Genomic DNA, 22,411 nt, shown 5'->3' with positions numbered 1-22,411 from the left:
GCTGAACTGCGTTGTCATCCATTCTAGAAAGGGGAGCATCGGCTCATGCAACTGGGAATCGTCGGGCTGGGCCGCATGGGCGGCAATATCGCAAGGCGCCTGATGCGCGCCGGCCACCGCACGGTGGTCAACGACCGCAACCGTGAGGCCATCGTGGCATTGGAGGGCGAGGGCGCCCAGGGTGCCCACGACCTGGGTGCGCTGGTACAGAAGCTGAAGGCGCCGCGTGCGGTGTGGGTGATGCTGCCGGCGGGCGAGCCCACCGAGCAGACCATCGCGCAACTGGCCGAGCTGCTGGAGCCGGGCGATGCGATCATCGACGGCGGCAACACCTTCTACAAGGACGACATGCGCCGGGCGAGCGAACTGGCCGGGCGCGGGCTGCATTACCTGGATGTCGGCACTTCCGGCGGCGTCTGGGGCCTGGAGCGCGGCTACTGCATGATGATCGGCGGCGAGAAGGACGTGTTCGAGCGCCTGGAACCGCTGTTCAAGTCGCTGGCACCGGGCGTTGGCGATATCCCCCGCACCCAAGGCCTCACCGGTGAGCACCAGCGCGCCGAGCATGGTTATATTCATGCCGGCCCGCCCGGCGCCGGGCACTATGTGAAGATGGTGCACAACGGTATCGAGTACGGCCTGATGCAGGCCTATGCCGAGGGCTTCGACCTGTTGCGCAGCAAAGGCGGTACGGAGCTGCCCGAAGACCAGCGCTTCGACCTCAACGTGGCAGAGATCGCCGAGGTGTGGCGCCGCGGCAGCGTGGTCACCTCCTGGTTGCTCGACCTTACCGCCGATGCCCTGGTGGCCGACCCGCAGCTGGCCAAGTTCAGTGGCTCGGTGTCCGACAGTGGCGAAGGCCGCTGGACCATCGACGCCGCCGTCGAACAGGCCGTGCCGGTACCGGTGCTGTCCAGTGCATTGTTTGCACGCTTCCGCTCGCGCCAGCAGCAGGGCACCTATGGCGACAAGATCCTCTCGGCCATGCGCCTGGGCTTCGGTGGCCATGTCGAGAAGAAAGACGCATGACTAAACAGACCATTCCAACGGCTCCGCCCTGCACTCTGTTCCTCTTTGGCGCCAATGGCGACCTGGTCAAGCGCCTGCTGATGCCGGCGCTGTACAACCTCAGCCGTGACGGCTTGCTCGACCGCAACCTGCGCATCGTCGGAGTCGACCACAACGCCGCCACGGCCGAGGCATTTGCCGAGCGCCTGCATGGGTTCATGCTCGAACGCGACAAAGGCGGCGAGGGGGCCAGCAAATGCCTGGATGAGAAGCTGTGGGCGCGCCTGGCCAAGAGCCTGGACTACCAAACCGGCGACTTCCTCGACCCGGCCACCTACGCCGCCCTGGCCAAACGCATCGACAAGACCAGCCATGGCAATGCGATTTTCTACCTGGCCACCTCGCCACGGTTTTTCCCCGAAGTGGCCCAACGCCTGGGTGAGGCGGGCTTGCTGGATGAGTCCGGCGGCGGTTTTCGCCGGGTGGTGGTGGAGAAACCCTTCGGCACCGACCTGGCCAGCGCCGAGGCCCTCAACGCCTGCCTGCTGAAGGTGATGAGCGAGCGGCAGATCTACCGCATCGACCATTACCTGGGCAAGGAAACGGTGCAGAACATCCTGGTCAGCCGGTTCTCCAACGGGCTGTTCGAATCGTTCTGGAACAACCATTACATCGACCATGTACAGATCACCGCGGCCGAAACGGTTGGCGTCGAGACCCGCGGCGCGTTCTACGACAACACTGGTGCCCTGCGCGACATGGTGCCCAACCACCTGTTCCAATTGCTGGCGATGGTCGCCATGGAGCCGCCGGCCGCCTTCGGCGCCGATGCCGTGCGCGGGGAGAAGGCCAAGGTCATCGGTGCCATCCGCCCCTGGTCGGCGAAGATGGCCCTGAGAAATTCCGTGCGTGGCCAGTACACGGCGGGTAAGCAGGGCCGCAAGCGCCTGCCGGGTTACCGTGAAGAGGACAAGGTCGCGCCTGACAGCCGCACCGAAACCTACGTTGCCCTCAAGGTGATGATCGACAACTGGCGCTGGGCCGGGGTGCCGTTCTACCTGCGCACCGGCAAGCGCATGAGCGTGCGCGACACCGAAATCGCCATCTGCTTCAAGCCCGCGCCCTATGCGCAGTTCCGCGAGTCGGAGCTGGAACGGCCCAAGCCCAATTACCTGAAGATCCAGATCCAGCCCAACGAGGGCATGTGGTTCGACCTGCAGGCCAAGCGGCCGGGGCCTGAGCTGGTGATGGAGAACGTCGAGCTCGGCTTTGCCTACAAGGACTTCTTCAAGATGACCCCGGCGACCGGCTACGAGACCTTGATCTACGACTGCCTGACCGGCGACCAGACCTTGTTCCAGCGCGCCGACAACATCGAGAACGGCTGGCGTGCGGTGCAGCCGTTTCTCGATGCCTGGGCCCAGGATGGCGAGGTACACGAGTACCCGGCGGGTGAGGATGGGCCAGAAGCCGGGGATGAACTGCTGACCCGGGACAAGCGTGAATGGCACAAACTGGGGTGACTGTACCGGCCTCATCGCCGGCAAGCCGGCTCCCACAGGGTCCTCTGCGGCCCTTATGGGCGCCGGCTTGCCGGCGATAGGGCCATTGCAGGCACACAACAAACAGGAGACCCGATGCCCGCCCATATCGAAGATTACGCCCTGCTCGGTAACTGCCGCAGCGCCGCCCTGATCAGCCGCGACGGCTCCCTGGACTGGCTGTGCCTGCCGCGCTTCGACGCCCCCGCGGTGTTCGCCGCGCTGCTGGGCAACGAGGAAAACGGCCGCTGGCGCCTGGCCCCCAGCGACCCGGTCGAGCACAGCAGCCGCAGCTACCTCGATGACACCCTGGTACTGGAGACCCTCTGGGTCACCGCCAGCGGCCGCGCCCGTGTGCTCGATTTCATGCCGTTGGATGACGTCAACTCGGTGGTGCGTATCGTCGAGGGCCTGTCCGGCGAAACCTGTTTCGAAATGGACCTGGTGATGCGCTTCGATTACGGCCGCAGCGTCCCCTGGGTAGAAAAACTCGACCCCTTGACCCTCAGCGCCGTGGCCGGGCCCGACCGGCTGATCCTGTGCAGCAGCGTGCCGTCCCACGCCCGCGACCACCACACGGTCGCGCGCTTTCGCGTTGGTGTGGGCGAGCGCCACGTGTTCAGCCTGCGCCACCAGCCCTCGCACCTGCCAGTGCAACCGGATTGCGACATCGACCAGGCCCTGGCGCATACCATTGACCACTGGCAGGCGTTCGCTGCCCGCTGCCCGGACGTCGGTCCATACACCGACCTGGTGCGGCGTTCGTTGCTGACCCTGAAAGCCATGACCTACGCCCCCACCGGCGGTATCGTCGCGGCGGTCACCACCTCGCTGCCCGAGCGCGTAGGCGGCGAGCGCAACTGGGACTACCGCTTTTGCTGGCTGCGCGACGCCACCATGACCCTGCTGGCGTTCATGAACCTGGGCTACTTCGACGAAGCCCAGGCCTGGCGCGAGTGGCTGCTGCGTTCGGTGGCGGGCAACCCCGAGCAGATGCAGATCATGTACGGCCTGGCAGGGGAGCGCGACCTGCAGGAATACACCTTGCCGTGGCTGGCGGGCTACGAACACTCGCAACCGGTGCGGGTCGGCAACGCCGCTTCGCAGCAGCGGCAGCTGGACATCTACGGTGAATTGGCCGACGCCATGACCCAGGCAATCAAAGGCGGCCTGCCACGCCTGCCGCGCAGCGCCGCGATCGCCCGGCTGATCCTGCCCTATGTGGAAAGCATCTGGCGCGAGCCGGACGAAGGTCTGTGGGAAGTGCGCGGTGGTCGCCAGCATTTCGTGCACTCCAAAGTCATGGCCTGGGTCGCCTTCGACCGTGCGGCGGGGCTGGCCGACACCACCGAGGAAGACCGCGAGCGCGGCCGCCATTACCGCCAGGTGGCCGACGAGATCCACCGTGAGGTCTGCGCTCAGGGGCTGGACGCCAGCGGGGCCTTTTTCGTCCAGGCTTACGGTTCGAGCGAGCTGGATGCGAGCCTGCTGCAAATTGCCCTGACCGGCTTCCTGCCGGCGCAGGACCCGCGCTTTTTGCGCACTTTGGAGCAGATCGAGCAACGCTTGCTGAAGAACGGCTTGCTGTTGCGCTACGACAGCGACAGTTGCAGTGACGGGCTCACGCCGGGGGAGGGCACGTTCCTGGTGTGTTCGTTCTGGTTGGCCGATGTCTACGTGTTGCTGGGGCGCCAGCAGCAGGCGCAGGCGCTGTACGAGATGCTGACCGGGCTGTGCAATGACCTGGGCCTGCTGGCCGAGCAGTACGACCCGGCCGGGCAGCGCATGCTGGGTAATTATCCGCAGGCGTTCAGCCACATCGGCATCATCAACACGGCGTTGAACCTGCACCGGGCGCAGTGCCCGGCGCGGGATCGGGCGAGCAGCGGGTAAGGGCTTACCGGACCGCTTCTTTCAACTTTTTGCCGGGTTTGAACACCGGTTTGTTGCGCGCGGCAATCGTGATCTTCTTGCCGGTCTGAGGGTTGCGCCCCTGCCGTTTGGGCACGTGGTTCACGGTGAACTGGCCGAAGCCTACCAGGGAGATCCTTTCGCCAGCGATTAGCGCGCTGGCAACGGCATCAAGAAACTCGTTGAGCACAAATCCCGCTTCGACACGGGTCATCTCGGCCCGCTTGGCGATGTCATTGATCAGTTGCTTTTTGTTCATCAGATCATCCTTACAGTGGGGGGCGAAGCCTCGTCGGCCTGCGTGCAGGCTGGCGCGGTGCACTGAGTGTCGGGGCTGGGCCGGAGCGTGCGCAACTGGCAAAAATATCAGGTCCGCGGCGTTGCAAAGCTGTTAGCCTTGACAGGTTTCAGGCGTTTTGGACAGGCCATGGCCAACCACAAGATCGAGATTCGTCGGCGCAATGTAGAGAAGATTCTGCAGGCCGCCGAAAAGGTGTTTGCCGAAAAGGGTTTCGGTGCCACCTCCATGGGCGATATCGCCGAGCAGGCCGAGCTGCCGCGTTCCAATCTGCATTACTACTTCAGCACCAAGGACGACCTGTTCCGCGCGGTGCTGCAGGACCTGCTGGATGTGTGGAAGCAGGACGCCCTGTGCTTCGAGAACTTCGATGACCCGCGGGTGGTGCTGACCAGTTACATCCGCGCCAAGATGGGCCACTCCCGGTCACGCCCGCTGGGCTCGAAGATCTGGGCCGAAGAGATGCTGCATGGCGCGCCGGTGCTGGGCGTGAGCCTGGATGAAAGCCTGGTGCCCTGGGCCAAGCTCAAGGAAGACAAGATTCGGCGCTGGGTGGAGGAGGGGCGGATTCTGCCGGTGGAGCCTTCGGCGTTGTTATACATGATCTGGGCATCGACCCAGCACTATGCCGACTTTGGCTATCAGGTCGCAGTGCTCAACGGCGGTGACGCGCTATCGGATCCTGCGTTCGAGCGGGCGGTGCAGACGGTGACCAGCGTGATCCTGCGGGGGATCGGGTTGGAGCCTTAGGGCTGCGTTGCAGCCCAATCGCCGGCAAGCCGGCTCCCACAGGGCTGCGCTGCAGCCCAATCGCCGGCAAGCCGGCTCCCACAGGGCTGCGTTGCAGCCCAATCGCCGGCAAGCCGGCTCCTACAGGGCTGCGTTGCAGCCCAATCGCCGGCAAGCCGGCTCCTACAGGGCTGCGCTGAACCTTGTGGGAGCCGGCTTGCCGGCGATGAGGCCGGTACTGCCTCAGCTCGCTTCGCGGTAGGGATTACGCGGATCCTGCGTCCAGTTCAGATAAGGCTTCCCGGTATCCTGGGCCACCATCTCGATGCAGTTCTCCACCGGGCAGGTGATCTGGCACAGGTTGCAGCCCACACACTCGTCCTCGATCACGCTATAGGCATGGGTCCCGTCCGCCTTCAGCGTGCTGGCAATGGCCTGGTGCGACGTGTCCTCGCAGGCAATATGGCAACGCCCGCAACCAATGCACGCCGCCTGGTCGATCTGCGCCACCGACTTGTAGTTGATGTCCAGGTACTTCCAGTCGGTGGTATGCGCCACCGCCTGCCCCTGGAAGGCCTCCAGGTTGCGGTGCCCGTGCTGGTCCATCCAGCGCGCCAGGCCATCCTTCATGTCTTCGACGATGCGAAAGCCATGCAGCATCGCCGCCGTGCACACCTGCACCGCGCCACTGCCCAGCGCGATGAACTCGGCAGCATCGCGCCAGTTGCCGATCCCGCCGATGCCGCAGATGGGCAGGCCACGGGTTTCCGGGTCACGAGCGATCTCGGCGACCATGTTCAGGGCGATGGGTTTTACCGCCGAGCCGCAGTAGCCACCGTGGGTACTCTGATCGCCGACGATCGGGTGGGCGACCATGCGGTCGAGGTCGACGCTGGTGATCGAGTTGATGGTGTTGATCAGCGACACCGCATCCGCTCCGCCACGATGCGCCGCACGGGCCGACTGGCGGATGTCGGTGATGTTGGGCGTGAGCTTGACGATCACCGGCAGGCTGCAATGCAGCTTGCACCAGCGGGTGACCATTTCCACGTACTCCGGCACCTGGCCCACCGCCGCGCCCATGCCGCGCTCGGGCATGCCATGGGGGCAGCCGAAGTTCAGTTCGATGCCATCGGCACCGGTGGTCTCCACCAGTGGCAGGATGAACTTCCACGATTCCTCGACGCACGGCACCATCAGCGACACGATCAGCGCCCGGTCGGGCCAGTCCTTCTTCACCTGAGTGATTTCACGCAGGTTGATCTCCAGCGAGCGGTCGGTGATCAGCTCGATGTTATTGATGCCCTGCACCTGCCGATTGGCGCCGTAGTGCGCCGAGTAGCGCGACGACACGTTGACCGCGGCCGGGTCTTCGCCGAGGGTTTTCCAGACCACGCCACCCCAGCCCGCCTCGAAGGCGCGGACCACGTTGTAGGCTTTGTCGGTCGGCGGCGCGGAGGCCAGCCAGAATGGGTTGGGCGCCTTGATGCCGGCGAATACGATAGACAAGTCGGCCATTACGCTGCCTCCACATTGAGCATGAGTTGGGCATGGATGGCTTCGGCGGCCAGCTTGCCATGTTGCACGGCTTGAACGGTGAGATCCTGGCCCAGGCTGGTGCAGTCACCCCCGGCGTACACGCCCGCCAGGCTGGTACGCAGGCTGGCGTCGACGCGGATGCGCTCGCCGTCGCGGGCCAGTTGCGCGGCCGTGGGGTCGCTCAAGCTCTGCTCGTCGAAGCGTTGGCCGATGGCCTTGAAGATCGCGTCGGCGGCCAGTTCGAAGGTTTCCCCGGTGTCGCGCAGGCGGCCGTCGGCAAGTGCCGTGCGGGCGAAGCGCATGCCGCGCACCTTGCCGCCTTCGTCCAGCAGCACTGCGTCGGGGCGGGCCCAGGTGTGCAGGCGTACCTGGTTGGCCTTGGCGATGTCCTGCTCGTGGCCGGTGGCGCCCATGTCGGCGTGGCCGCGGCGGTACACCAGGTTGACGTCACGCGCGCCCAGGCGGCTCATCTGCACGGCCATGTCGATGGCGGTGTTACCCGCGCCGATGACCAGGCAGCGGTCGGCCAGGGGCAATTGCGTGAGGTCGTCGGCCTGGCGCAGCTCGCGAATGTAGTCGGTGGCGGCGAGCAGGCCCGGCGCTTGTTCGTCGGCAAGGCCGAGCTGGCGCACGGCATTCAGGCCCAGGCCGAGGAACACCGCGTCGTACTGGTCGCGCAACTCGGCAAGGCCGAGGTTGTCGCCCAGGCGCTGGCCGTGACGGATTTCGATGCCGCCGATGCCCAGCAGGAAGTCCACCTCGCGCTGGGCGAAGTCATCCACCAGCTTGTAGCGGGCGATGCCGTATTCGTTGAGGCCGCCGGCTTTTTCACTGGCCTCGAACACCACCACGTCATGGCCGTGCATGGCCAGGCGATGGGCGCAGGACAACCCGGCCGGGCCGGCACCGACCACCGCGATGCGCTTGCCGGTGGCGGGCGAGCGCTGGAACGGGTGTTCGGTGAAACCGGCGTTGTCCAGGGCATAGCGCTGCAACTGGCCGATCAGCACCGGGGCGCATTCCTGGGCGTTGTTGCGCACGCAGGCCTGCTGGCAAAGGATCTCGGTGGGGCACACGCGGGCACAACTACCACCGAGGATGTTGGCCGAGAGAATGCGCTCGGCGGCGCCTTGCAGGTTTTCGTCGCTGATGCGGTGGATGAACGAGGGGATGTCGATTTCGCTCGGGCAAGCGTTCACGCAGGGGGCGTCGTAGCAGTACAGGCAACGGGCGCTTTCCACCGCGGCCTGGCGGGCGGTGAGGGGCGGGGCGAGGTCGCTGAATTGCTCGGCCAGCGCGTCGTTGCCGGCGCGGGGGCGCGGCAAGTGGTTCAGGGCGTCGATCACGGTTGTAGCCTCTCTTTTTTTATATGGGGCTTGGGGTGGGGCGCTGTGCGCCCCAATCGCCGGCAAGCCGGCTCCCACACAGGGACAGCGATGTCCTTGAGCGCAGTGCTATCCCTGTGGGAGCTGGCTTGCCGGCGATGGCCTCAGCGCTGAACGGGCGTCGGGCGCTGCTGCTCGGCGCGCCGGCCCAATACCTCGTACACCGAGGGGTAGGCGGGGCGCTCCACGTAACGCCCTGCGCCCGGCTCCGCGCGCAGGTCGCCATCGGCCCAGACCACACGGCCCTGGCTGATGGTGTGGCTGGGGATGCCGCGCACGGTGCGGCCTTCGAATATGTTGAAGTCGACGCGCTGGTGGTGGGTCTGCGCCGAGATCGTGCGCGTGCCCTGTGGATCCCACAGCACCAGGTCGGCGTCGGCACCGACGCGGATGGCGCCCTTGCGCGGGAACAGGTTGAAGATCTTCGCAGTGTTGGTGGAGGTCAGCGCGACGAATTCATGCATCGACAGGCGCCCGCTGTTGACTCCGGCATCCCACAGCACCGCCATGCGGTCTTCGATACCGGCCGTGCCGTTGGGGATGCGGCTGAAATCGTTGCGGCCCATGGCTTTCTGTTCGGCGCAGAAGCAGCAGTGGTCGGTGGCGGTGGTGTGCAGGTTGCCCGACTGCAGGCCGCGCCACAGCGCCTCTTGGTGTTCGCGTGGGCGGAACGGTGGGCTCATCACGTAACCGGCGGCAGTGGACCAGTCCGGGTGGCGGTAGACACTGTCGTCGATCAGTAGGTGGCCGGGCAGCACTTCACCGTACACCGGCTGGCCCTTGGCCCGGGCGTAGCTGATTTCGTCCAGCGCTTCGCGGCTGGAGATGTGCACCACGTACAGCGGTGTGCCAATGGTTTCGGCGATGCGGATGGCACGGCTGGCGGCTTCGCCTTCGACCTGCGAGGGGCGCGACAGCGGGTGCGCCTCCGGGCCGGTCATGCCCTGTGCCAGCAGTTTCTGTTGCAGGTGATAGACCAGTTCGCCGTTCTCGGCATGCACGGTGGGCACCGCGCCCAGTTGCAGGCAGCGCTCGAAGCTGGCCACCAGCGTGTCGTCGGCGGCCATGATGGCGTTCTTGTAGGCCATGAAGTGCTTGAAGCTGTTGACCCCGTGCTGGTTGACCAGCTCGCCCATCTCTTCAGCCACCTGCTCGCTCCACCAGGTGATGGCCACGTGGAAGCCGTAGTCGGATGCGCTCTTCTGTGCCCAGCCGCGCCAGGTGTGGAAGGCCTCGAGCAGCGACTGCTGCGGGTTGGGGATGACGAAGTCGATGATCGAGGTGGTGCCGCCCGCCAGCCCTGCGGCGGTGCCGCTGAAGAAGTCCTCGCTGGCCACGGTGCCCATGAAGGGCAGTTGCATGTGGGTATGCGGGTCGATGCCGCCGGGCATCAGGTACTGGCCGCTGCCGTCGAGGATTTCGCAATCGGTAGGGGGGTCGAGGTCTTTGCCAATGGCGCGGATCTGGCCATCGACACACAAGACATCAGCGGGATAGCTCTCTTCGTGGGTGACCACGGTGGCGCCACGGATCAACAGGGACATGCCGTCTTCCTCGCAGGCTGACCGGTCTTTTTGCCGGTTCTTGAAATTGTTATGTGCCAGTGACCGGAGAATGAACTTTAATCCTGTCAGTGCTGACAAGATTGGAATCTAGTTGCTGATTTTGAATTCTTCAAGAAATATTTTCATGAGCTTATAACTAGATTAAGCAATTGATAATTAACGATATTTTATGAAAATCACCAAAATGGTGAGGCCTTTCACCATTTTGACGCACTTGACAAGAAGCCAAATTGGTCAAGATTTTCCATGCAAAATCAGCTGCTTGAATCCTGGCCTCGAGGCGCTGGCGGCGCCGCTGAAAAACCAGGCTGCACCAAGTTGAAACGTGGTGTGGGGGCCAGGGCCGGCCCAGAGCGGCATGAGTACCCGGCGAAGGTCTCTGTGTGCCTTCGCCGGGCGCAGTTGAAAGCCTTGCAGATCAGTTGATTACCTCCGGTCGGCGGCGGCCAGCGGGGCAGGCCCAGGCCAACCCGGCACGCAATTTGAGTAGGGCCCAACCGCCAGGCCGGGCCGGAGGTGCAGTACTGGTGGTGTAGACACTCCGGCCATCGCATTAGCCCGATGAGCGAACAATTAGAAAAATCTGGAGAAGGCCCCATGCAACAGAGCAGATCGGAAGTGATCGAGCAGGCAGGCCTGTTCGAGCTGTCGGCGGGCAGTGACGTGCTCGACAGCCCGCGCTACAACCACGACATCGCACCGACCAAGGTGCACCAGCGCACCTGGAACAAATGGCACATCACCGCCCTATGGGTGGGCATGTCCATCTGCGTGCCCACCTACACCCTGGGCGGTGTGCTCACGGCGTACTTCGGCCTGAGCGTGGGCGAGGCGCTACTGGCGATCCTGCTGGCCAACCTCATCGTGCTGATCCCGCTGACGCTCAATGCCTTCCCTGGCACCAAATACGGCATTCCCTTCCCGGTGCTGCTGCGCTCCTCGTTCGGCATCCTCGGCTCGAACGTGCCGTGCCTGATCCGTGCCGTGGTCGCCTGTGGCTGGTTCGGCATCCAGACCATGTTCGGCGGGCTGGCCATTCACCTGTTCCTGGGCTCGATCTTCCCGGACTGGAAAGCCCTGGGCGGCACCGGCGAGGTGATCGGTTTCATGATGTTCTGGGCCCTGAACCTGTGGGTAGTGCTGCGGGGCGCGGAGTCGATCAAATGGCTCGAAACGCTGTCGGCGCCGCTGCTGGTGGCGGTGGGCTTCGGCCTGCTGTTCTGGGCCTTGCCGCACATGTCGATGACCGAGCTGCTGGCCCAGCCGCCCAAACGCCCGGAAGGGGCGAGCGTGGTGAGCTACTTCTGCGCGGGGCTCACGGCGATGGTCGGCTTCTGGGCCACGTTGTCGCTGAACATCCCCGACTTCAGCCGGTACGCCAAAAGCCAGAAGGACCAGATTCTCGGGCAGGTCTTCGGCCTGCCGCTGACCATGTTCCTGTTCGCCTCGCTGGGGGTGGTGATGACCGCCGCTTCGGCCTCGCTGGTGGGTGAAACGGTGTCGGATCCGGTGAGCCTGATCGGCAAGATCCAGAGCCCAGGCTGGGTGGCACTGGCCATGGCGCTGATCGTGATCGCCACGCTGTCGACCAACACCGCGGCCAACATCGTGTCGCCGACCAACGACTTCCAGAACATCGCCCCGCGCCTGATCGGGCGTAGCCGTGCGGTGTGGCTGACCGGCTTCATCGGCCTGGCCCTGATGAGCCACGAGCTGCTCAAGAAGCTTGGCTGGATCGTTTCCGACCTGAGCCTTGAAAGTGTCTATTCCAACTGGCTGCTGGGTTATTCCAGCCTGCTGGGGCCGATTGCCGGGATCATGGTGGTGGACTACTTCCTGATTCGTCGGCAGAAGCTGGACTTGGCCGGGCTGTACCGTGACGACGTGTACCCGGCCTGGAACTGGGCAGGGTTTGCCGCCTTCGCCGTGCCGGTGGGGTTGACCGTGATGGCCATCGGCAACAGCAGTTTCAGCTGGTTCTACGACTACGGCTGGTTTACCGGATCGTTGCTCGGTGGTGCGTTGTATTACGCGCTGGGCGGGGTGGCGGTGCGTGGGCCGGCGCGGTTGGCCAAGCCGCTGCCCTGATACCGCGCTGGCCTCATCGCCGGCAAGCAGGCTCCCACAGGGATCTTCATGCGCAGTACCTGTGGGGGCCGGCTTGCCGGCGATAGGGCCTGATAGCGCAACACTCAACTCGAATGCAGATAACAAAAACGCCTGAGGAGAAACCCCGATGACCCCAGCCCAGAGTGTCCTGCAATCCACCGACCACCACGTCGACAGCGCCCGTCTGTGGCAGTCGCTGATGGACCTGGCGCGCCTCGGCGCCACCGTCAAGGGGGGTGTATGCCGCCTGGCCCTGACCGACCTCGACCGCCAGGCCCGCGACCTGTTCGTCGACTGGTGCGAGGCCGCGGGCTGCACCGTCAGCATTGACGGTGTCGGCAACATCTTCGCCCGTCGCCCGGGGCGCAACCCCAAGCTGCCACCGGTGATGACCGGCAGCCACATCGACACCCAACCCACCGGCGGCAAGTTCGACGGCTGCTTCGGCGTGATGGCAGGCCTTGAAGTCATCCGCACCCTCAACGACCTCGGCATCGAGACCGAAGCGCCGCTGGAAGTGGTGGTGTGGACCAACGAAGAAGGCTCGCGCTTCCCGCCGTGCATGATGGGTTCGGGCGTGTTCGCCGGCAAGTTCACCCTGGAAGACACCCTGGCCAAGCGTGACGCCCAGGGCGTGAGCGTGGGCGAAGCGCTGAACGCGATCGGCTACGCCGGCCAGCGCGCAGTGCTCGGCCACCCGGTCGGGGCGTATTTCGAAGCACATATCGAGCAAGGCCCGATTCTCGAGGACCAGGCCAAGACCATCGGCGTGGTGCTGGGCGCCCTGGGCCAGAAGTGGTTCGACCTGACCCTGCGTGGCGTCGAAGCCCACGCCGGCCCGACGCCGATGCACCTGCGCAAGGACGCCCTGGTCGGCGCCGCCGCGGTGGTCGAGGCCGTCAACAAGGCCGCACTCGGCCACCAGCCGCATGCCTGCGGCACCGTCGGTTGCCTGCAGGCCTACCCCGGTTCGCGCAACGTGATCCCGGGCGAGGTGCGCATGACCCTGGATTTCCGTCACCTGGAAGGCGAACGGCTGGATTCGATGATCGCCGACGTGCGCGCGGTGATCGAGGCCACCTGTGCCAAGCACGGCCTCACCCATGAACTGGTTCCCACGGCCGACTTCCCGGCGCTGTACTTCGACCATAGTTGTGTCGACGCCGTGCGCGATTCGGCGCGCACCCTGGGCTTGCCGCACATGGACATCGTCAGCGGGGCAGGGCATGACGCGATTTTCCTGGCCGAGCTGGGCCCGGCGGGGATGATCTTCGTGCCGTGCGAGAACGGCATCAGCCACAACGAGATCGAGAACGCCACGCCGCAGGACCTGGCAGCAGGTTGCGCGGTGTTGCTGCGGGCGATGCTGGCGGCCTCGGAGGCGATCGCCAGCGGGCGCCTGGCGGCGTAGCGCGAAAGGCGATCAGGGTGCCTGGTCAGGCCGGTTGCAGGCACCCGTCCCGGCCGATGTGATAGCGCTGCAGGTCCTGGGCCAGGGTCAAGTGGCCGTGGTAGTGGGCCTGGGCTTCCACGCGCACCTCCTCGATGCATGGGCTGCGCCGTGGGTCGGGTTGGTAGCGGGCGCTGAAGTGGGTCAGCACCAGGTTGCGCACGCCGGCCGCTTCGGCGAAGCGCGCCACGGCCGCGGCGCTGCTGTGGCCAAAGGTGGTGCCGGTGCGCTCGATGATCGCCTGGGTGAAGGTCGCTTCATGCACCAGCACGTCCACATCGCTTGCCACCTCGGCCAACAGCTCGGGGTTGTCGTTGTCGCCACAGACGATCACCCGCCGCGCCGGCCGAGACGCACGCAGGTAATCCTGGCCCCGCAGCACCTGGCCGGCATGCTCCACGACTTCGCCCTTGGCCAGGGCGCCCCACAGCGGCCCGCGCGGGATGCCTGCAGCGTCCAGGCGCTCCACATCCAGGCGCGGCTGCGGGTTGATCTCGCTGAACACGAAACCCACGCTTGGCACCCGGTGGGACAGGGACACGCGGTCGACCCTGACCGTGTCACTGCACCACCCATCGAATGTCTCGACGGCGAACAGGCGCAGCTCGAAGGGCAGGTAGGTGTCGCTCGCCGCCAGGCCCAGGCGTAGCCAATCATGCAGTGCGGCGGGGAGGATCAGGTCCAGCGCATGGGTGCGCCCGTTCATGCCGGCACTGGCCAGCAGGCCGGGCAGGCCGAAGCAGTGGTCGCCGTGCACATGGGTGATGAAGATGGCGCGCAAGTCGCGCACCGACAGCGAGGTGTGCAGCAGCCGGTGCTGGGTGCCTTCGCCGCAATCCACCAGGTACCAGTGGCTGCCACTGGCTTCGATGACGGCGGTGGCGCTGACGTTGCGCGCCTTGGTCGGCACCCCGGCCGAGGTGCCCAGAAATTGCAGGTCCAAAGCCGGGCTCCAGAAGTTGCGGGGGGCTACACAGTAGCCCGGTTGTCAGGGCTTGGCGAGGTCATCCTGGCGCCAGATCAGCTTGCTGGTGTCGTAGCCCTGCTTGTGGGCGATGGCCAGCAGTTCTTCGCGGGCCTGGTCGGTGATCGCCGGCGTGCGCGACAGCAGCCACAGGTACTCGCGGTTCGGGTGGCCGACCAGCGCCACGCGGTAGTCCTTGTCGTGGTACAGCACCCAGTACTCGCCTTTGGTCAAGCCGGGCGCCAGGCGGCTGAACCAGTTGTCGAAGCGCACCCAGAGCTTGTCGGTCTTGCCTGGCTGCTGGGCTTCGGCGATCCCCTTGGCCTCGTTCCACTGACCGTCCTTTTCCTTGCAGCGGTTGGTCACGTCGATGCGCCCGTCCTCGCGCAAACCATAGTGCGCTTCGGACTGCACGCAGTTGCGCTGGAAGAACATCGGCAGGCGTGCCAGTTCGTACCAGGTGCCCTGGTACCGTTGCAGGTCGACCTGCTGGGTGGTGGGGGGCGAGCGGTGCTCGTCGCTCGACCCGGCGCAGCCGGCAACGGCCAGGGTCAGGCAGGAAACGATCAGGGCTGTGCGAAGCACCATGGCAAACCTCCTGGAAGCGGATGTGGGCTTACTGTGTTTCGATGCGCGCACGCTGCAAAAGTTGTATCGGATCAGGCCGCCTCGGGTGGCAGCTCGAACGAGCCGGTCTGCACCTCGCCTGCGCGCACGTAACGGGCAATGATCACGCCTTTGGGGGACACCTGCGAATGCTTCAGGGTGAACGCCGCGGCGGTGGCATCACTGCCGAACAGGCGCTTGCCGGGGCCGAGCAGCAGCGGATGGATCAGCAGCTGCAGTTCATCCACCAGGTCGGCTGCCAGCAGTTGCTGGACCAGGTCGGCGCTGCCCTGGGTCAGCAAGTCGGCACCGGCCTGCTGCTTGAGCACGCGCACGGCGGCGGTCACATCGTGGCCCAAGGCGTGGCTGTTGTGCCAGTCGAGCGTGCCGGGCGAGTGGGTGGCGACGTGCTTGGGCACACTGTTGAACAGGTTGGCGATGGAGAAGTCTTCGGTATCGTCTTTCACCTTCGGCCAGTAGCCGGCGAAGATGTCGTAGGTGCGCCGGCCCAGCAGCAGTTCGAAGGGTTGGCTGAACAGCGCCTGCATGGCCTGGCCGAATACCTCTTCGGCAAAGGGCACGATCCAGCCGCCGTAGGTGAAGCCGCCGCGGGTGTCTTCCTGCGGGCCGCCGGGAGCTTGCATGACGCCGTCGAGGCTGACGAAGGCGGCAACGATGAGTTTGCGCATGAGGGATCTCCAGGGATGGCCTGTCGGTACACAGGCCTTGTCCCTGGTCGAACGGCGCGGCGTCGTTTCGACAACGCCGGCGAATTTACAGCCAGTAGGTCACCGCCCACCAGCCCAGCCCACCCATGACCACGGTGTAGGGCAGGGCCATCCACACCATGCGCCCGTACGACAGGCGGATCAGCGGCGCGATCGCCGAGGTCAGCAGGAACAGGAACGCCGCCTGGCCATTGGGTGTGGCCACGCTGGGCAGATTGGTACCGGTATTGATCGCCACCGCCAGCGTCTCGAGGTGCTCGCGGCTCATGGCGCCATTGACGAACGCCTGCTTCACCTCGGTGATGTAGATGGTGGCGACGAACACGTTGTCGCTGATGGCCGACAACAGGCCGTTGGCCAGGTACAGCATGCCCGGCTGCTGCTCGGTAGGCAGGGCCAGCACCCAGGCGATCAGCGGGCTGAACAGCTGCTGCTGGTGGATGACCGCGACTACCGCGAAAAAGACCACCAGCAGAGCGGTGAACGGCATGGCGTCCTGGAACGCCCGGCCCAGGCGATGCTCGTCGGTGATGCCGGTGAACGCGGTGATCAGCACGATCACCATCAGGCCGATCAGGCCGACTTCGGCAATGTGCAGGCCCAGGCAAACGATCAAAATCAGCGCAGCGATGCCTTGCACCCACAACGCCACCCGCTGCGCCTGCGTGCGTGCGGCATCGTCTTCGGCGGCGTAGGCCGCCAGCACCTGACGTACCCGCTCCGGCATCAGCGTGCCGTAGCCGAACAGGCGCAACTTCTCCAGCAGCACGCAGGTCACCAGGCCTGCCACCAGCACCGGCAGCGATACCGGTGCGACCTTGTGGAAGAAGTCGGCGAAGTGCCAACCCATTTCATGGCCGATCAGCAGGTTCTGCGGCTCGCCCACCAGGGTGCACACGCCGCCCAGGGCGGTGCCGACCGCGCCGTGCATCAGCAGGCTGCGCAGGAAGGCACGGAACTGGTCGAGGTCTTCGCGGTGCAGGTTTTCGATCTGCTGGTCGCTGTCCAGCGCGCTGTCCTCGCGCGGGTTGGTGTTGGAGGCGACGCGGTGGTACACCGCGTAGAAGCCCACGGCGGCGCTGATGATGACTGCGGTGACGGTCAAGGCATCCAGGAACGCCGAGAGAAACGCCGACAGTACGCAGAACAGCAGGGCCAGCAATGCCTTCGAGCGCACCCCCAGCAAGATCCGCGAGAACAGGAACAGCAGCAGCTCCTTCATGAAGTGGATGCCCGCCACCATGAACATCAGCAGCAGGATCACCGGGAAATTGTGCAGCAGTTCGTCATACAGGGCCTGGGGCGTGGTCATCTTCAGCAGCAGTGCCTCGACCAGCAGCAAGCCACCCGGCATCAGCGGATAGCACTTCAGGGCCATCCCTAAGGTGAAGATGAACTCGATCACCAGGGCCCAGCCTGCGGCTACCGGGCCGACGGTGAATAACAACAGAGGGTTGAGGACCAGGAACAGGCAGATGACCGCCTTGTACCAAAGCGGCGATTGGCCAAGAAAACCGTGGGCCAGGGCGCCGGTTAGGGAGCGCGACATGTAATTTGTATCCTTATGATTCGGCGATGGGGCAAGGTGCCCCATCAGCGCGCTGGAGGCAAGGCATACAGTCCCGTTTTTGGCACAAGTGCGGCCACCCGGCTGGGTTACCATCCTGCGCTACCCCATTTGCCACAGGAGTGCCGCCCGTGACCGAGTACAGCGCATTCAAGGTCGAACTGACCGACAACATCGCCCATGTTCAGATCAACCGCCCGGAAAAGATCAACGCGATGAACGCCGCGTTCTGGGAAGAAATCATCGCCATCTTCCAGTGGATCGACGACACCGACGCCGTGCGCGCCGTGGTCATCAGCGGCGCGGGCAAGCACTTCTCCTCGGGCATCGACCTGATGATGCTGGCCTCGCTGGCCGGCCAGATGGGCAAGGACGTCGGCCGCAACGCTCGCCTGCTGCGGCGCACCATCCTGCGTATGCAGGCCTCGTTCAACGCCGTGGACAACTGCCGTAAGCCAGTGCTGGCCGCAATCCAGGGCTACTGCATCGGCGGCGCCATCGACCTGGTCTCGGCCTGCGATATGCGCTACTGCAGTGCCGACGCCCAGTTCTCGATCAAGGAAGTGGACATGGGCATGGCCGCCGATGTCGGCACCCTGCAACGTTTGCCACGTATCATCGGCGACGGCATCATGCGCGAGCTGGCCTACACCGGGCGGCATGTCGAGGCCGATGAGGCGCTGCGCATCGGCTTGGTCAACCGGGTCTATGATGATCAGGCCGCCTTGCTCGACGCAGTCTTTGCCATCGCCCGCGAGATTGCCGCAAAATCGCCGATCGCCGTGGCCGGCACCAAGCAGATGCTCAGCTACATGCGTGACCACAGCATCGATGACGGCCTGGACTACATCGCCACCTGGAACGCCGCGATGCTGCAGTCCGAAGACCTGCGCGTGGCCGTGGCGGCGCACATGAGCAAACAGAAACCGACGTTCGCCGACTGACCGGGCCGGGGGACGCGCAGTCAAGGAACCCCGACATGTCAGCACGCTGGACTACCGCAGTACTCGACCCGCAGATCACCGGGGGCTTGGCCGTCGCCCGCAGCCCGGAAGGGTTTCTGGTGGACGCCAACGGCGCGCTGTTCTCCCGTGACTGGCTCAAGCGCCAGGACCTGGACCTGTTGTGCGAGCACGGCATCGGCCACTTCGACGGCGAGCCGGTGTTCCTGCTTGAGCTGCGCAGCGCCAGCGAGCTACCGGGCTGTAGCTGGCGCGGCTTGCGCACCTTCATGCTTGAAGGCGACTTCGATACCTACAAGGTGCTCGGCTACGCCGCGCAGATCGGCACCTGGGCACGCGAGCATCGTTTCTGCGGCAGCTGCGGCCAACCGATGACGCAGATCCGCTGGGAACGGGCGATGTATTGCCAGCCTTGCGACCTGCGCAGCTACCCGCGGATCTCGCCGAGCATGATCGTGCTGGTGACCCGCGGCGACGAAATCCTTCTGGCCCGTTCGCCACGCTTCGTCACCGGCGTCTACAGCACCCTGGCAGGTTTCGCCGAACCGGGCGAGTCGGCCGAGGATTGCCTGGTGCGCGAAGTGCGCGAAGAAGTGGCGGTGGAGGTGCAGAACATTCAGTACGTCGGCAGCCAGTGCTGGCCGTTCCCGCATTCGATGATGCTGGGTTTCCATGCCGAGTACGCCGGCGGCGAAATCGTCATGCAGCCCGACGAGATCGAGGATGCCAAGTGGTTCAGCGTCCACGACCTGCCGCCGCTGCCGGCCGGGCGGTCCATCGCCCGATACCTGATCGATCTGTACGTCGCCCGGCGCCTAGGCCTGCCCGAACCAGTGCTGCCACGCTAGCCGCACGGTCAATGCCAGCACCACGGTGATGAACACCGGGCGGATGAACTTGCTGCCGCCGCTGATCGCCGTGCGTGCGCCGAAGAAGGCGCCGACCATCACCGACAGGCCCATGCACAGGCCGACGATGTAATCCACCTGGCCGGAAATGATGAACACCGTCAGCGCCGCGATGTTGCTGACGAAGTTCATGCTGCGCGCCACGCCGCTGGCGCGGACCAGGTCGATGGGGTAGAGCAGCAGCGTGCTGACGGTCCAGAACGCACCCGTGCCGGGGCCGGCCACGCCGTCGTAGAAGCCCAGGGTGAAGCCCTGCGGGAACTGCCATTTCTTCTTGATCGGCACATCGGCATCCAGCGGCGCCTTGGGTGTGCCGCCGAACAGCAGGTAGACGCCGCAGAGGAAGACGATCACCGGCAGCATCTTGTTCAGCCATTCGGCGGGCAGGTAGTGGGCGATGGTGGCGCCGATCAGCGCTCCGACCAGGGTGCCCAGCAGCGCCCGGCGCCACTGGGCCGGGTGGAACAGCTTGCGCTTGTAGTAGGTGAAGCCGGCGGTGGCCGAGCCGAAGGTCGAGCTGAGCTTGTTAGTGCCCAGTACCAGATGCGGCGGCATGCCCGCGGTGAGCAGGGCAGGGGTGGTGAGCAGGCCGCCACCGCCGGCGATGGCATCGATGAAACCGGCGACGAAGGCGACCAGGGCGAGGATCAACAGGGTGAGGGGTTCTACGGTGAGTTCGAAGGGCATGTGAGTTTGGCAGGCAGGGGTGCGGCAAAAGGCCGCGCCAGGAGGAGGGCATGGTAATGCGGTATGGCAGGTGTTGTCAGTACTGGCCCTATCGCCGGCAAGCCGGCTCCTACGGTGAGAGCAGCGCCATTTCTGTGGGAGCCGGCTTGCCGGCGATAGGGCCAGTACAGACAACCTTTCAGCTACGAATGAACGCCAACAGATCCGCATTGATCACATCGGCATGGGTAGTCGGCATGCCGTGTGGGTATCCCTTGTAAGTCTTCAGCGTGCCATTGGGCAGCAACTTGGCCGACAGCGGCCCGGAATTTTCATACGGTACGATCTGATCATCATCCCCGTGCATCACCAGCACCGGCTGCTGGATCTTCTTCAGGTCTTCGGTGAAATCCGTCTGGGAAAACGCCACGATCCCGTCGTAATGGGCTTTGGCGCTGCCGACCATGCCCTGCCGCCACCAATTGGCAATGACGCCCTCCGACGCTTCGACGCCGGGCCGGTTGTAGCCATAGAACGGCCCCGCAGGCACGTCGCGGTAGAACTGCGCGCGATTGCTCGCCACCTGTGCCTGGAAACCGTCGAACACCGACTTGGGCAGGCCGCCCGGGTTGCCTGGGGTTTGCACCATCAGCGGTGGCACGGCGGCAATCAATACCCCCTTGGCGACCTTGTCGTTCGGGTAGCGGGTCATGTAGCGCACCACTTCGCCACCACCGGTGGAGTGGCCGACATGCACCGCTCCCTGGGTCCCCAGGTGTTCGACCACGGCGGCCACGTCGTCGGCGTAATGGTCCATGTCGTGGCCATCCCACACCTGGCTGGAGCGCCCGTGGCCACGGCGATCATGGGCGACGACCCGGAACCCCTGGGCGAGGAAGAACAGCATCTGCGCGTCCCAGTCGTCGGCACTCAGTGGCCAGCCGTGGTGGAAGTGGATGACCGGCGCATCGCGCGGGCCCCAGTCCTTGTAGAAGATCTGAACGCCATCCTTCGTGGTCACGTAGCTCATGGTCGTGTCTCCTCTGTGCAGGGGGATTGCCAAGTGAGCTATTGAGAATAGGAGAGATTCCTGTGTTGTCAGTACTGGCCGGGCAGTGCAATGCCTGTGCGAGCCGGCTTGCCGGCGATGAGGCCAGAACAGGTCTTCAGACGCGATCGCGCATCCGGTACCACGCCTTGGCCGCAGCCTCCAGCGGCGCCGCCAGCAAATCCCCCCCAGGGAACCGCCCATTGTGGATGCCCTGGTACAAGCTCAGCAGCGCATCGTCGCCCAGGATCGCATCACTGACCGCCCGCGCCGCTGCCAAAGTCGGCAGCACCCCATGCCCGGAAAAACCCTGCAACCAGTAGCGCTGCCCGTCGCGGCCAACGTCTGGGGTGCGCTGGATACTGCAGTCGATGTGGCCGCCCCAGGCGTAATCGATGGCCACGCCAGCCAGTTGCGGAAACACCCGCTCCAGGTAGGGGCGGGTGGCACTGGCGACATCCTTGGGAATACCGCCCAGGTAGGTGCAGCCGCCGCCGAACAGCAGGCGATGGTCCGGGGTAAGACGGAAGTAGTCGGGCACGAACTGGTTGTCGATCACGCAACTGTTACGCGGTAGCAACGATTGAGCGAGCTCCGGCTCCAGCGGCGCGGTGGCGACCTGGTACGAGCCGACCGGCAGCAGGCGACGCGAGAGGCTGCGGTCGAGGCGGTCGATGTAGGCATTGCAGGCCAGTACCAGCACCTCGCAACGCACCTCACCCTGAGCGGTGCGGGCGACATGGCCGTTGGCCGTTCGTTGCAGTTCGAGCACCTGGCTTTGTTCGAAAATGCGCCCGCCATGGGCTTCGATCGTGGCGGCCAGGCCCTGGGCCAGTTTCAGCGGGTTCAGGTGCGCGCCCCTGGCGTCGTAAAGCGCCGCCTGGTAGCGCGGGCTGTCGATCCACTGCCTGATTTCGTCGCGGCCGATCAGTCGCAGGTCGTGGTAACCCCATTTGTGCTCGGCCTCGTGCAGCGCTTCTTCCAGCAGCTTCACCCGGCGTGGCAGCACGGCAGTCCACAGGCTCCCCAGGCGGTAGTCGATATCGAAACCGTGGCGCAGCGGTAATTCTCGCAACTCATCCGCTGCCCAGCACATGCTTTGCCACAGTTGCCGGGCACGCTCCACACCCAGTGCCTTTTCCAGCGGCGGCATGTCGCACGACCAGCCTAGCAGGGCCTGGCCACCGTTGCGCCCAGACGCTGCCCAGGCCACCCGGCTGGCTTCCAGCAGCGTGACGCGCTTGCCGGCCAGGGCCAGGCGCAGGGCGGTGTGCAGGCCGCTGAACCCGGCGCCGACGATCACCACCTCGGTGTCATGCGGGCCTTGCAAGGTGGGACGAAGGGGGATGCTGGCGGGGTAGGTCTGGGCGTAGTAGCTGGCGATATGCTGGGCGGATTGCTTGAACATGCAGGGGCCTCGTGAAATT

At 65.1% G+C, this 22,411-nt stretch carries 20 protein-coding genes; 9 read left to right on the top strand and 11 right to left on the bottom strand.

Annotation, left to right across the window (positions count from 1 at the left end; translation table 11 throughout):
• Positions 1 to 45: 45 nt before the first annotated feature.
• The 3 genes from gnd (at position 46) to KU43P_RS17820 (ending at position 4,442) form a co-directional block, all read left to right on the top strand.
• A complete protein-coding gene (gene gnd / locus KU43P_RS17830; RefSeq protein ID WP_317658757.1) occupies positions 46 to 1,029 on the top strand; it encodes a phosphogluconate dehydrogenase (NAD(+)-dependent, decarboxylating) in 984 nt (327 codons plus the stop codon).
• Positions 1,026 to 2,531 carry a glucose-6-phosphate dehydrogenase gene (zwf, locus tag KU43P_RS17825; RefSeq protein WP_317658756.1) on the top strand — a complete coding sequence of 502 codons (1,506 nt, stop codon included), beginning with the start codon at positions 1,026 to 1,028 and terminating at the stop codon, positions 2,529 to 2,531. The genes gnd and zwf overlap by 4 nt, the downstream gene beginning before the upstream one ends.
• 114 nt (positions 2,532 to 2,645) lie before the next feature.
• Positions 2,646 to 4,442 carry a glycoside hydrolase family 15 protein gene (locus KU43P_RS17820; protein WP_317658755.1) on the top strand — a complete coding sequence of 599 codons (1,797 nt, stop codon included), beginning with the start codon at positions 2,646 to 2,648 and terminating at the stop codon, positions 4,440 to 4,442.
• Positions 4,443 to 4,446: 4 nt separating this feature from the next.
• Here the strand turns inward: KU43P_RS17820 and KU43P_RS17815 are convergent, their stop codons facing one another.
• The gene (locus KU43P_RS17815) at positions 4,447 to 4,719 is read right to left on the bottom strand and encodes an HU family DNA-binding protein (RefSeq protein WP_317658753.1); all 273 of its coding nucleotides are present in this window, start codon (positions 4,717 to 4,719) and stop codon (positions 4,447 to 4,449) included.
• Positions 4,720 to 4,887: 168 nt separating this feature from the next.
• Here KU43P_RS17815 and KU43P_RS17810 point away from each other — a divergent pair, with 168 nt between their 5' ends.
• Positions 4,888 to 5,508 (top strand): TetR/AcrR family transcriptional regulator, encoded by a 621-nt coding sequence (locus KU43P_RS17810; RefSeq protein ID WP_317658752.1) that lies wholly within the window; start codon positions 4,888 to 4,890, stop codon positions 5,506 to 5,508.
• Positions 5,509 to 5,730: 222 nt separating this feature from the next.
• On the opposite strand, the gene preA is transcribed toward KU43P_RS17810, so the two are convergent.
• From preA to hydA, 3 genes are all read right to left on the bottom strand, one after another.
• A complete protein-coding gene (gene preA / locus KU43P_RS17805) occupies positions 5,731 to 7,005 on the bottom strand; it encodes an NAD-dependent dihydropyrimidine dehydrogenase subunit PreA (RefSeq protein WP_317658751.1) in 1,275 nt (424 codons plus the stop codon).
• Entirely contained in the window at positions 7,005 to 8,372 is a 1,368-nt protein-coding gene (locus KU43P_RS17800) for an NAD(P)-dependent oxidoreductase (protein WP_317658750.1), read from the bottom strand. The genes preA and KU43P_RS17800 overlap by 1 nt, the downstream gene beginning before the upstream one ends.
• 143 nt (positions 8,373 to 8,515) lie before the next feature.
• Positions 8,516 to 9,955 carry a dihydropyrimidinase gene (gene hydA, locus KU43P_RS17795; protein WP_317658749.1) on the bottom strand — a complete coding sequence of 480 codons (1,440 nt, stop codon included), beginning with the start codon at positions 9,953 to 9,955 and terminating at the stop codon, positions 8,516 to 8,518.
• A gap of 190 nt (positions 9,956 to 10,145) precedes the next feature.
• Between hydA and KU43P_RS17790 the strand changes: the two genes are divergently transcribed.
• From KU43P_RS17790 to KU43P_RS17780, 3 genes are all read left to right on the top strand, one after another.
• The gene (locus tag KU43P_RS17790; protein WP_317658748.1) at positions 10,146 to 10,298 is read left to right on the top strand and encodes a hypothetical protein; all 153 of its coding nucleotides are present in this window, start codon (positions 10,146 to 10,148) and stop codon (positions 10,296 to 10,298) included.
• 275 nt (positions 10,299 to 10,573) lie between these two features.
• The gene (locus tag KU43P_RS17785; RefSeq protein WP_317658747.1) at positions 10,574 to 12,064 is read left to right on the top strand and encodes an NCS1 family nucleobase:cation symporter-1; all 1,491 of its coding nucleotides are present in this window, start codon (positions 10,574 to 10,576) and stop codon (positions 12,062 to 12,064) included.
• Positions 12,065 to 12,212: 148 nt separating this feature from the next.
• Positions 12,213 to 13,496 carry a Zn-dependent hydrolase gene (locus tag KU43P_RS17780; RefSeq protein ID WP_317658746.1) on the top strand — a complete coding sequence of 428 codons (1,284 nt, stop codon included), beginning with the start codon at positions 12,213 to 12,215 and terminating at the stop codon, positions 13,494 to 13,496.
• A gap of 25 nt (positions 13,497 to 13,521) precedes the next feature.
• On the opposite strand, the gene KU43P_RS17775 is transcribed toward KU43P_RS17780, so the two are convergent.
• The 4 genes from KU43P_RS17775 to nhaB form a co-directional block, all read right to left on the bottom strand.
• A complete protein-coding gene (locus tag KU43P_RS17775) occupies positions 13,522 to 14,478 on the bottom strand; it encodes an MBL fold metallo-hydrolase (RefSeq protein WP_317658745.1) in 957 nt (318 codons plus the stop codon).
• 45 nt (positions 14,479 to 14,523) lie between these two features.
• Positions 14,524 to 15,087, bottom strand: coding sequence for a lipocalin family protein (locus tag KU43P_RS17770; protein ID WP_317658744.1), 564 nt, complete (start codon positions 15,085 to 15,087; stop codon positions 14,524 to 14,526).
• Between the two features lie 71 nt (positions 15,088 to 15,158).
• Positions 15,159 to 15,794, bottom strand: a complete 636-nt coding sequence (locus tag KU43P_RS17765; protein WP_317658743.1) for a dihydrofolate reductase family protein — start codon at positions 15,792 to 15,794, stop codon at positions 15,159 to 15,161.
• An 85-nt stretch (positions 15,795 to 15,879) separates the two neighbouring features.
• On the bottom strand, positions 15,880 to 17,382 hold the full coding sequence (nhaB, locus tag KU43P_RS17760; protein ID WP_317658742.1) for a sodium/proton antiporter NhaB: 1,503 nt from the start codon (positions 17,380 to 17,382) through the stop codon (positions 15,880 to 15,882).
• Positions 17,383 to 17,531: 149 nt separating this feature from the next.
• Between nhaB and KU43P_RS17755 the strand changes: the two genes are divergently transcribed.
• Complete coding sequence (locus KU43P_RS17755; protein WP_317658741.1) at positions 17,532 to 18,344, top strand: crotonase/enoyl-CoA hydratase family protein; 813 nt, start codon at positions 17,532 to 17,534, stop codon at positions 18,342 to 18,344.
• Positions 18,345 to 18,379: 35 nt separating this feature from the next.
• Positions 18,380 to 19,210, top strand: coding sequence for an NAD(+) diphosphatase (nudC, locus tag KU43P_RS17750; RefSeq protein WP_317658740.1), 831 nt, complete (start codon positions 18,380 to 18,382; stop codon positions 19,208 to 19,210).
• Here nudC and KU43P_RS17745 read toward each other — a convergent pair.
• The 3 genes from KU43P_RS17745 to KU43P_RS17735 form a co-directional block, all read right to left on the bottom strand.
• Positions 19,178 to 19,957: a TSUP family transporter gene (locus KU43P_RS17745; RefSeq protein WP_317658739.1), complete on the bottom strand. Its 780-nt coding sequence runs from the start codon at positions 19,955 to 19,957 to the stop codon at positions 19,178 to 19,180. The two genes, nudC and KU43P_RS17745, sit on opposite strands and share 33 nt — an antisense overlap.
• 178 nt (positions 19,958 to 20,135) lie before the next feature.
• On the bottom strand, positions 20,136 to 20,966 hold the full coding sequence (locus KU43P_RS17740) for an alpha/beta fold hydrolase (protein WP_317658738.1): 831 nt from the start codon (positions 20,964 to 20,966) through the stop codon (positions 20,136 to 20,138).
• A 136-nt stretch (positions 20,967 to 21,102) separates the two neighbouring features.
• Positions 21,103 to 22,392 carry an NAD(P)/FAD-dependent oxidoreductase gene (locus KU43P_RS17735; protein ID WP_317658737.1) on the bottom strand — a complete coding sequence of 430 codons (1,290 nt, stop codon included), beginning with the start codon at positions 22,390 to 22,392 and terminating at the stop codon, positions 21,103 to 21,105.
• Positions 22,393 to 22,411: the final 19 nt, after the last annotated feature.

The sequence above is a fragment of the Pseudomonas sp. KU43P genome (assembly GCF_033095865.1).
Lineage (GTDB): Bacteria > Pseudomonadota > Gammaproteobacteria > Pseudomonadales > Pseudomonadaceae > Aquipseudomonas.
Note: the sequence above shows the minus strand (reverse complement) of the source record. Positions and strands in the feature narration are given on the sequence as shown.

Bases quoted from the DNA above. Each gene is read 5' to 3' on its own strand.
- gnd (WP_317658757.1), top strand. From the start codon at position 46: ATGCAACTGGGAATCGTCGGGCTGGGCCGCATGGGCGGCAATATCGCA.
- zwf (WP_317658756.1), top strand. From the start codon at position 1,026: ATGACTAAACAGACCATTCCAACGGCTCCGCCCTGCACTCTGTTCCTC.
- KU43P_RS17820 (WP_317658755.1), top strand. From the start codon at position 2,646: ATGCCCGCCCATATCGAAGATTACGCCCTGCTCGGTAACTGCCGCAGC.
- KU43P_RS17815 (WP_317658753.1), bottom strand. From the start codon at position 4,719: ATGAACAAAAAGCAACTGATCAATGACATCGCCAAGCGGGCCGAGATG.
- KU43P_RS17810 (WP_317658752.1), top strand. From the start codon at position 4,888: ATGGCCAACCACAAGATCGAGATTCGTCGGCGCAATGTAGAGAAGATT.
- preA (WP_317658751.1), bottom strand. From the start codon at position 7,005: ATGGCCGACTTGTCTATCGTATTCGCCGGCATCAAGGCGCCCAACCCA.
- hydA (WP_317658749.1), bottom strand. From the start codon at position 9,955: ATGTCCCTGTTGATCCGTGGCGCCACCGTGGTCACCCACGAAGAGAGC.
- KU43P_RS17790 (WP_317658748.1), top strand. From the start codon at position 10,146: ATGAAAATCACCAAAATGGTGAGGCCTTTCACCATTTTGACGCACTTG.
- KU43P_RS17785 (WP_317658747.1), top strand. From the start codon at position 10,574: ATGCAACAGAGCAGATCGGAAGTGATCGAGCAGGCAGGCCTGTTCGAG.
- KU43P_RS17780 (WP_317658746.1), top strand. From the start codon at position 12,213: ATGACCCCAGCCCAGAGTGTCCTGCAATCCACCGACCACCACGTCGAC.
- KU43P_RS17770 (WP_317658744.1), bottom strand. From the start codon at position 15,087: ATGGTGCTTCGCACAGCCCTGATCGTTTCCTGCCTGACCCTGGCCGTT.
- KU43P_RS17765 (WP_317658743.1), bottom strand. From the start codon at position 15,794: ATGCGCAAACTCATCGTTGCCGCCTTCGTCAGCCTCGACGGCGTCATG.
- nhaB (WP_317658742.1), bottom strand. From the start codon at position 17,382: ATGTCGCGCTCCCTAACCGGCGCCCTGGCCCACGGTTTTCTTGGCCAA.
- nudC (WP_317658740.1), top strand. From the start codon at position 18,380: ATGTCAGCACGCTGGACTACCGCAGTACTCGACCCGCAGATCACCGGG.
- KU43P_RS17745 (WP_317658739.1), bottom strand. From the start codon at position 19,957: ATGCCCTTCGAACTCACCGTAGAACCCCTCACCCTGTTGATCCTCGCC.
- KU43P_RS17740 (WP_317658738.1), bottom strand. From the start codon at position 20,966: ATGAGCTACGTGACCACGAAGGATGGCGTTCAGATCTTCTACAAGGAC.
- KU43P_RS17735 (WP_317658737.1), bottom strand. From the start codon at position 22,392: ATGTTCAAGCAATCCGCCCAGCATATCGCCAGCTACTACGCCCAGACC.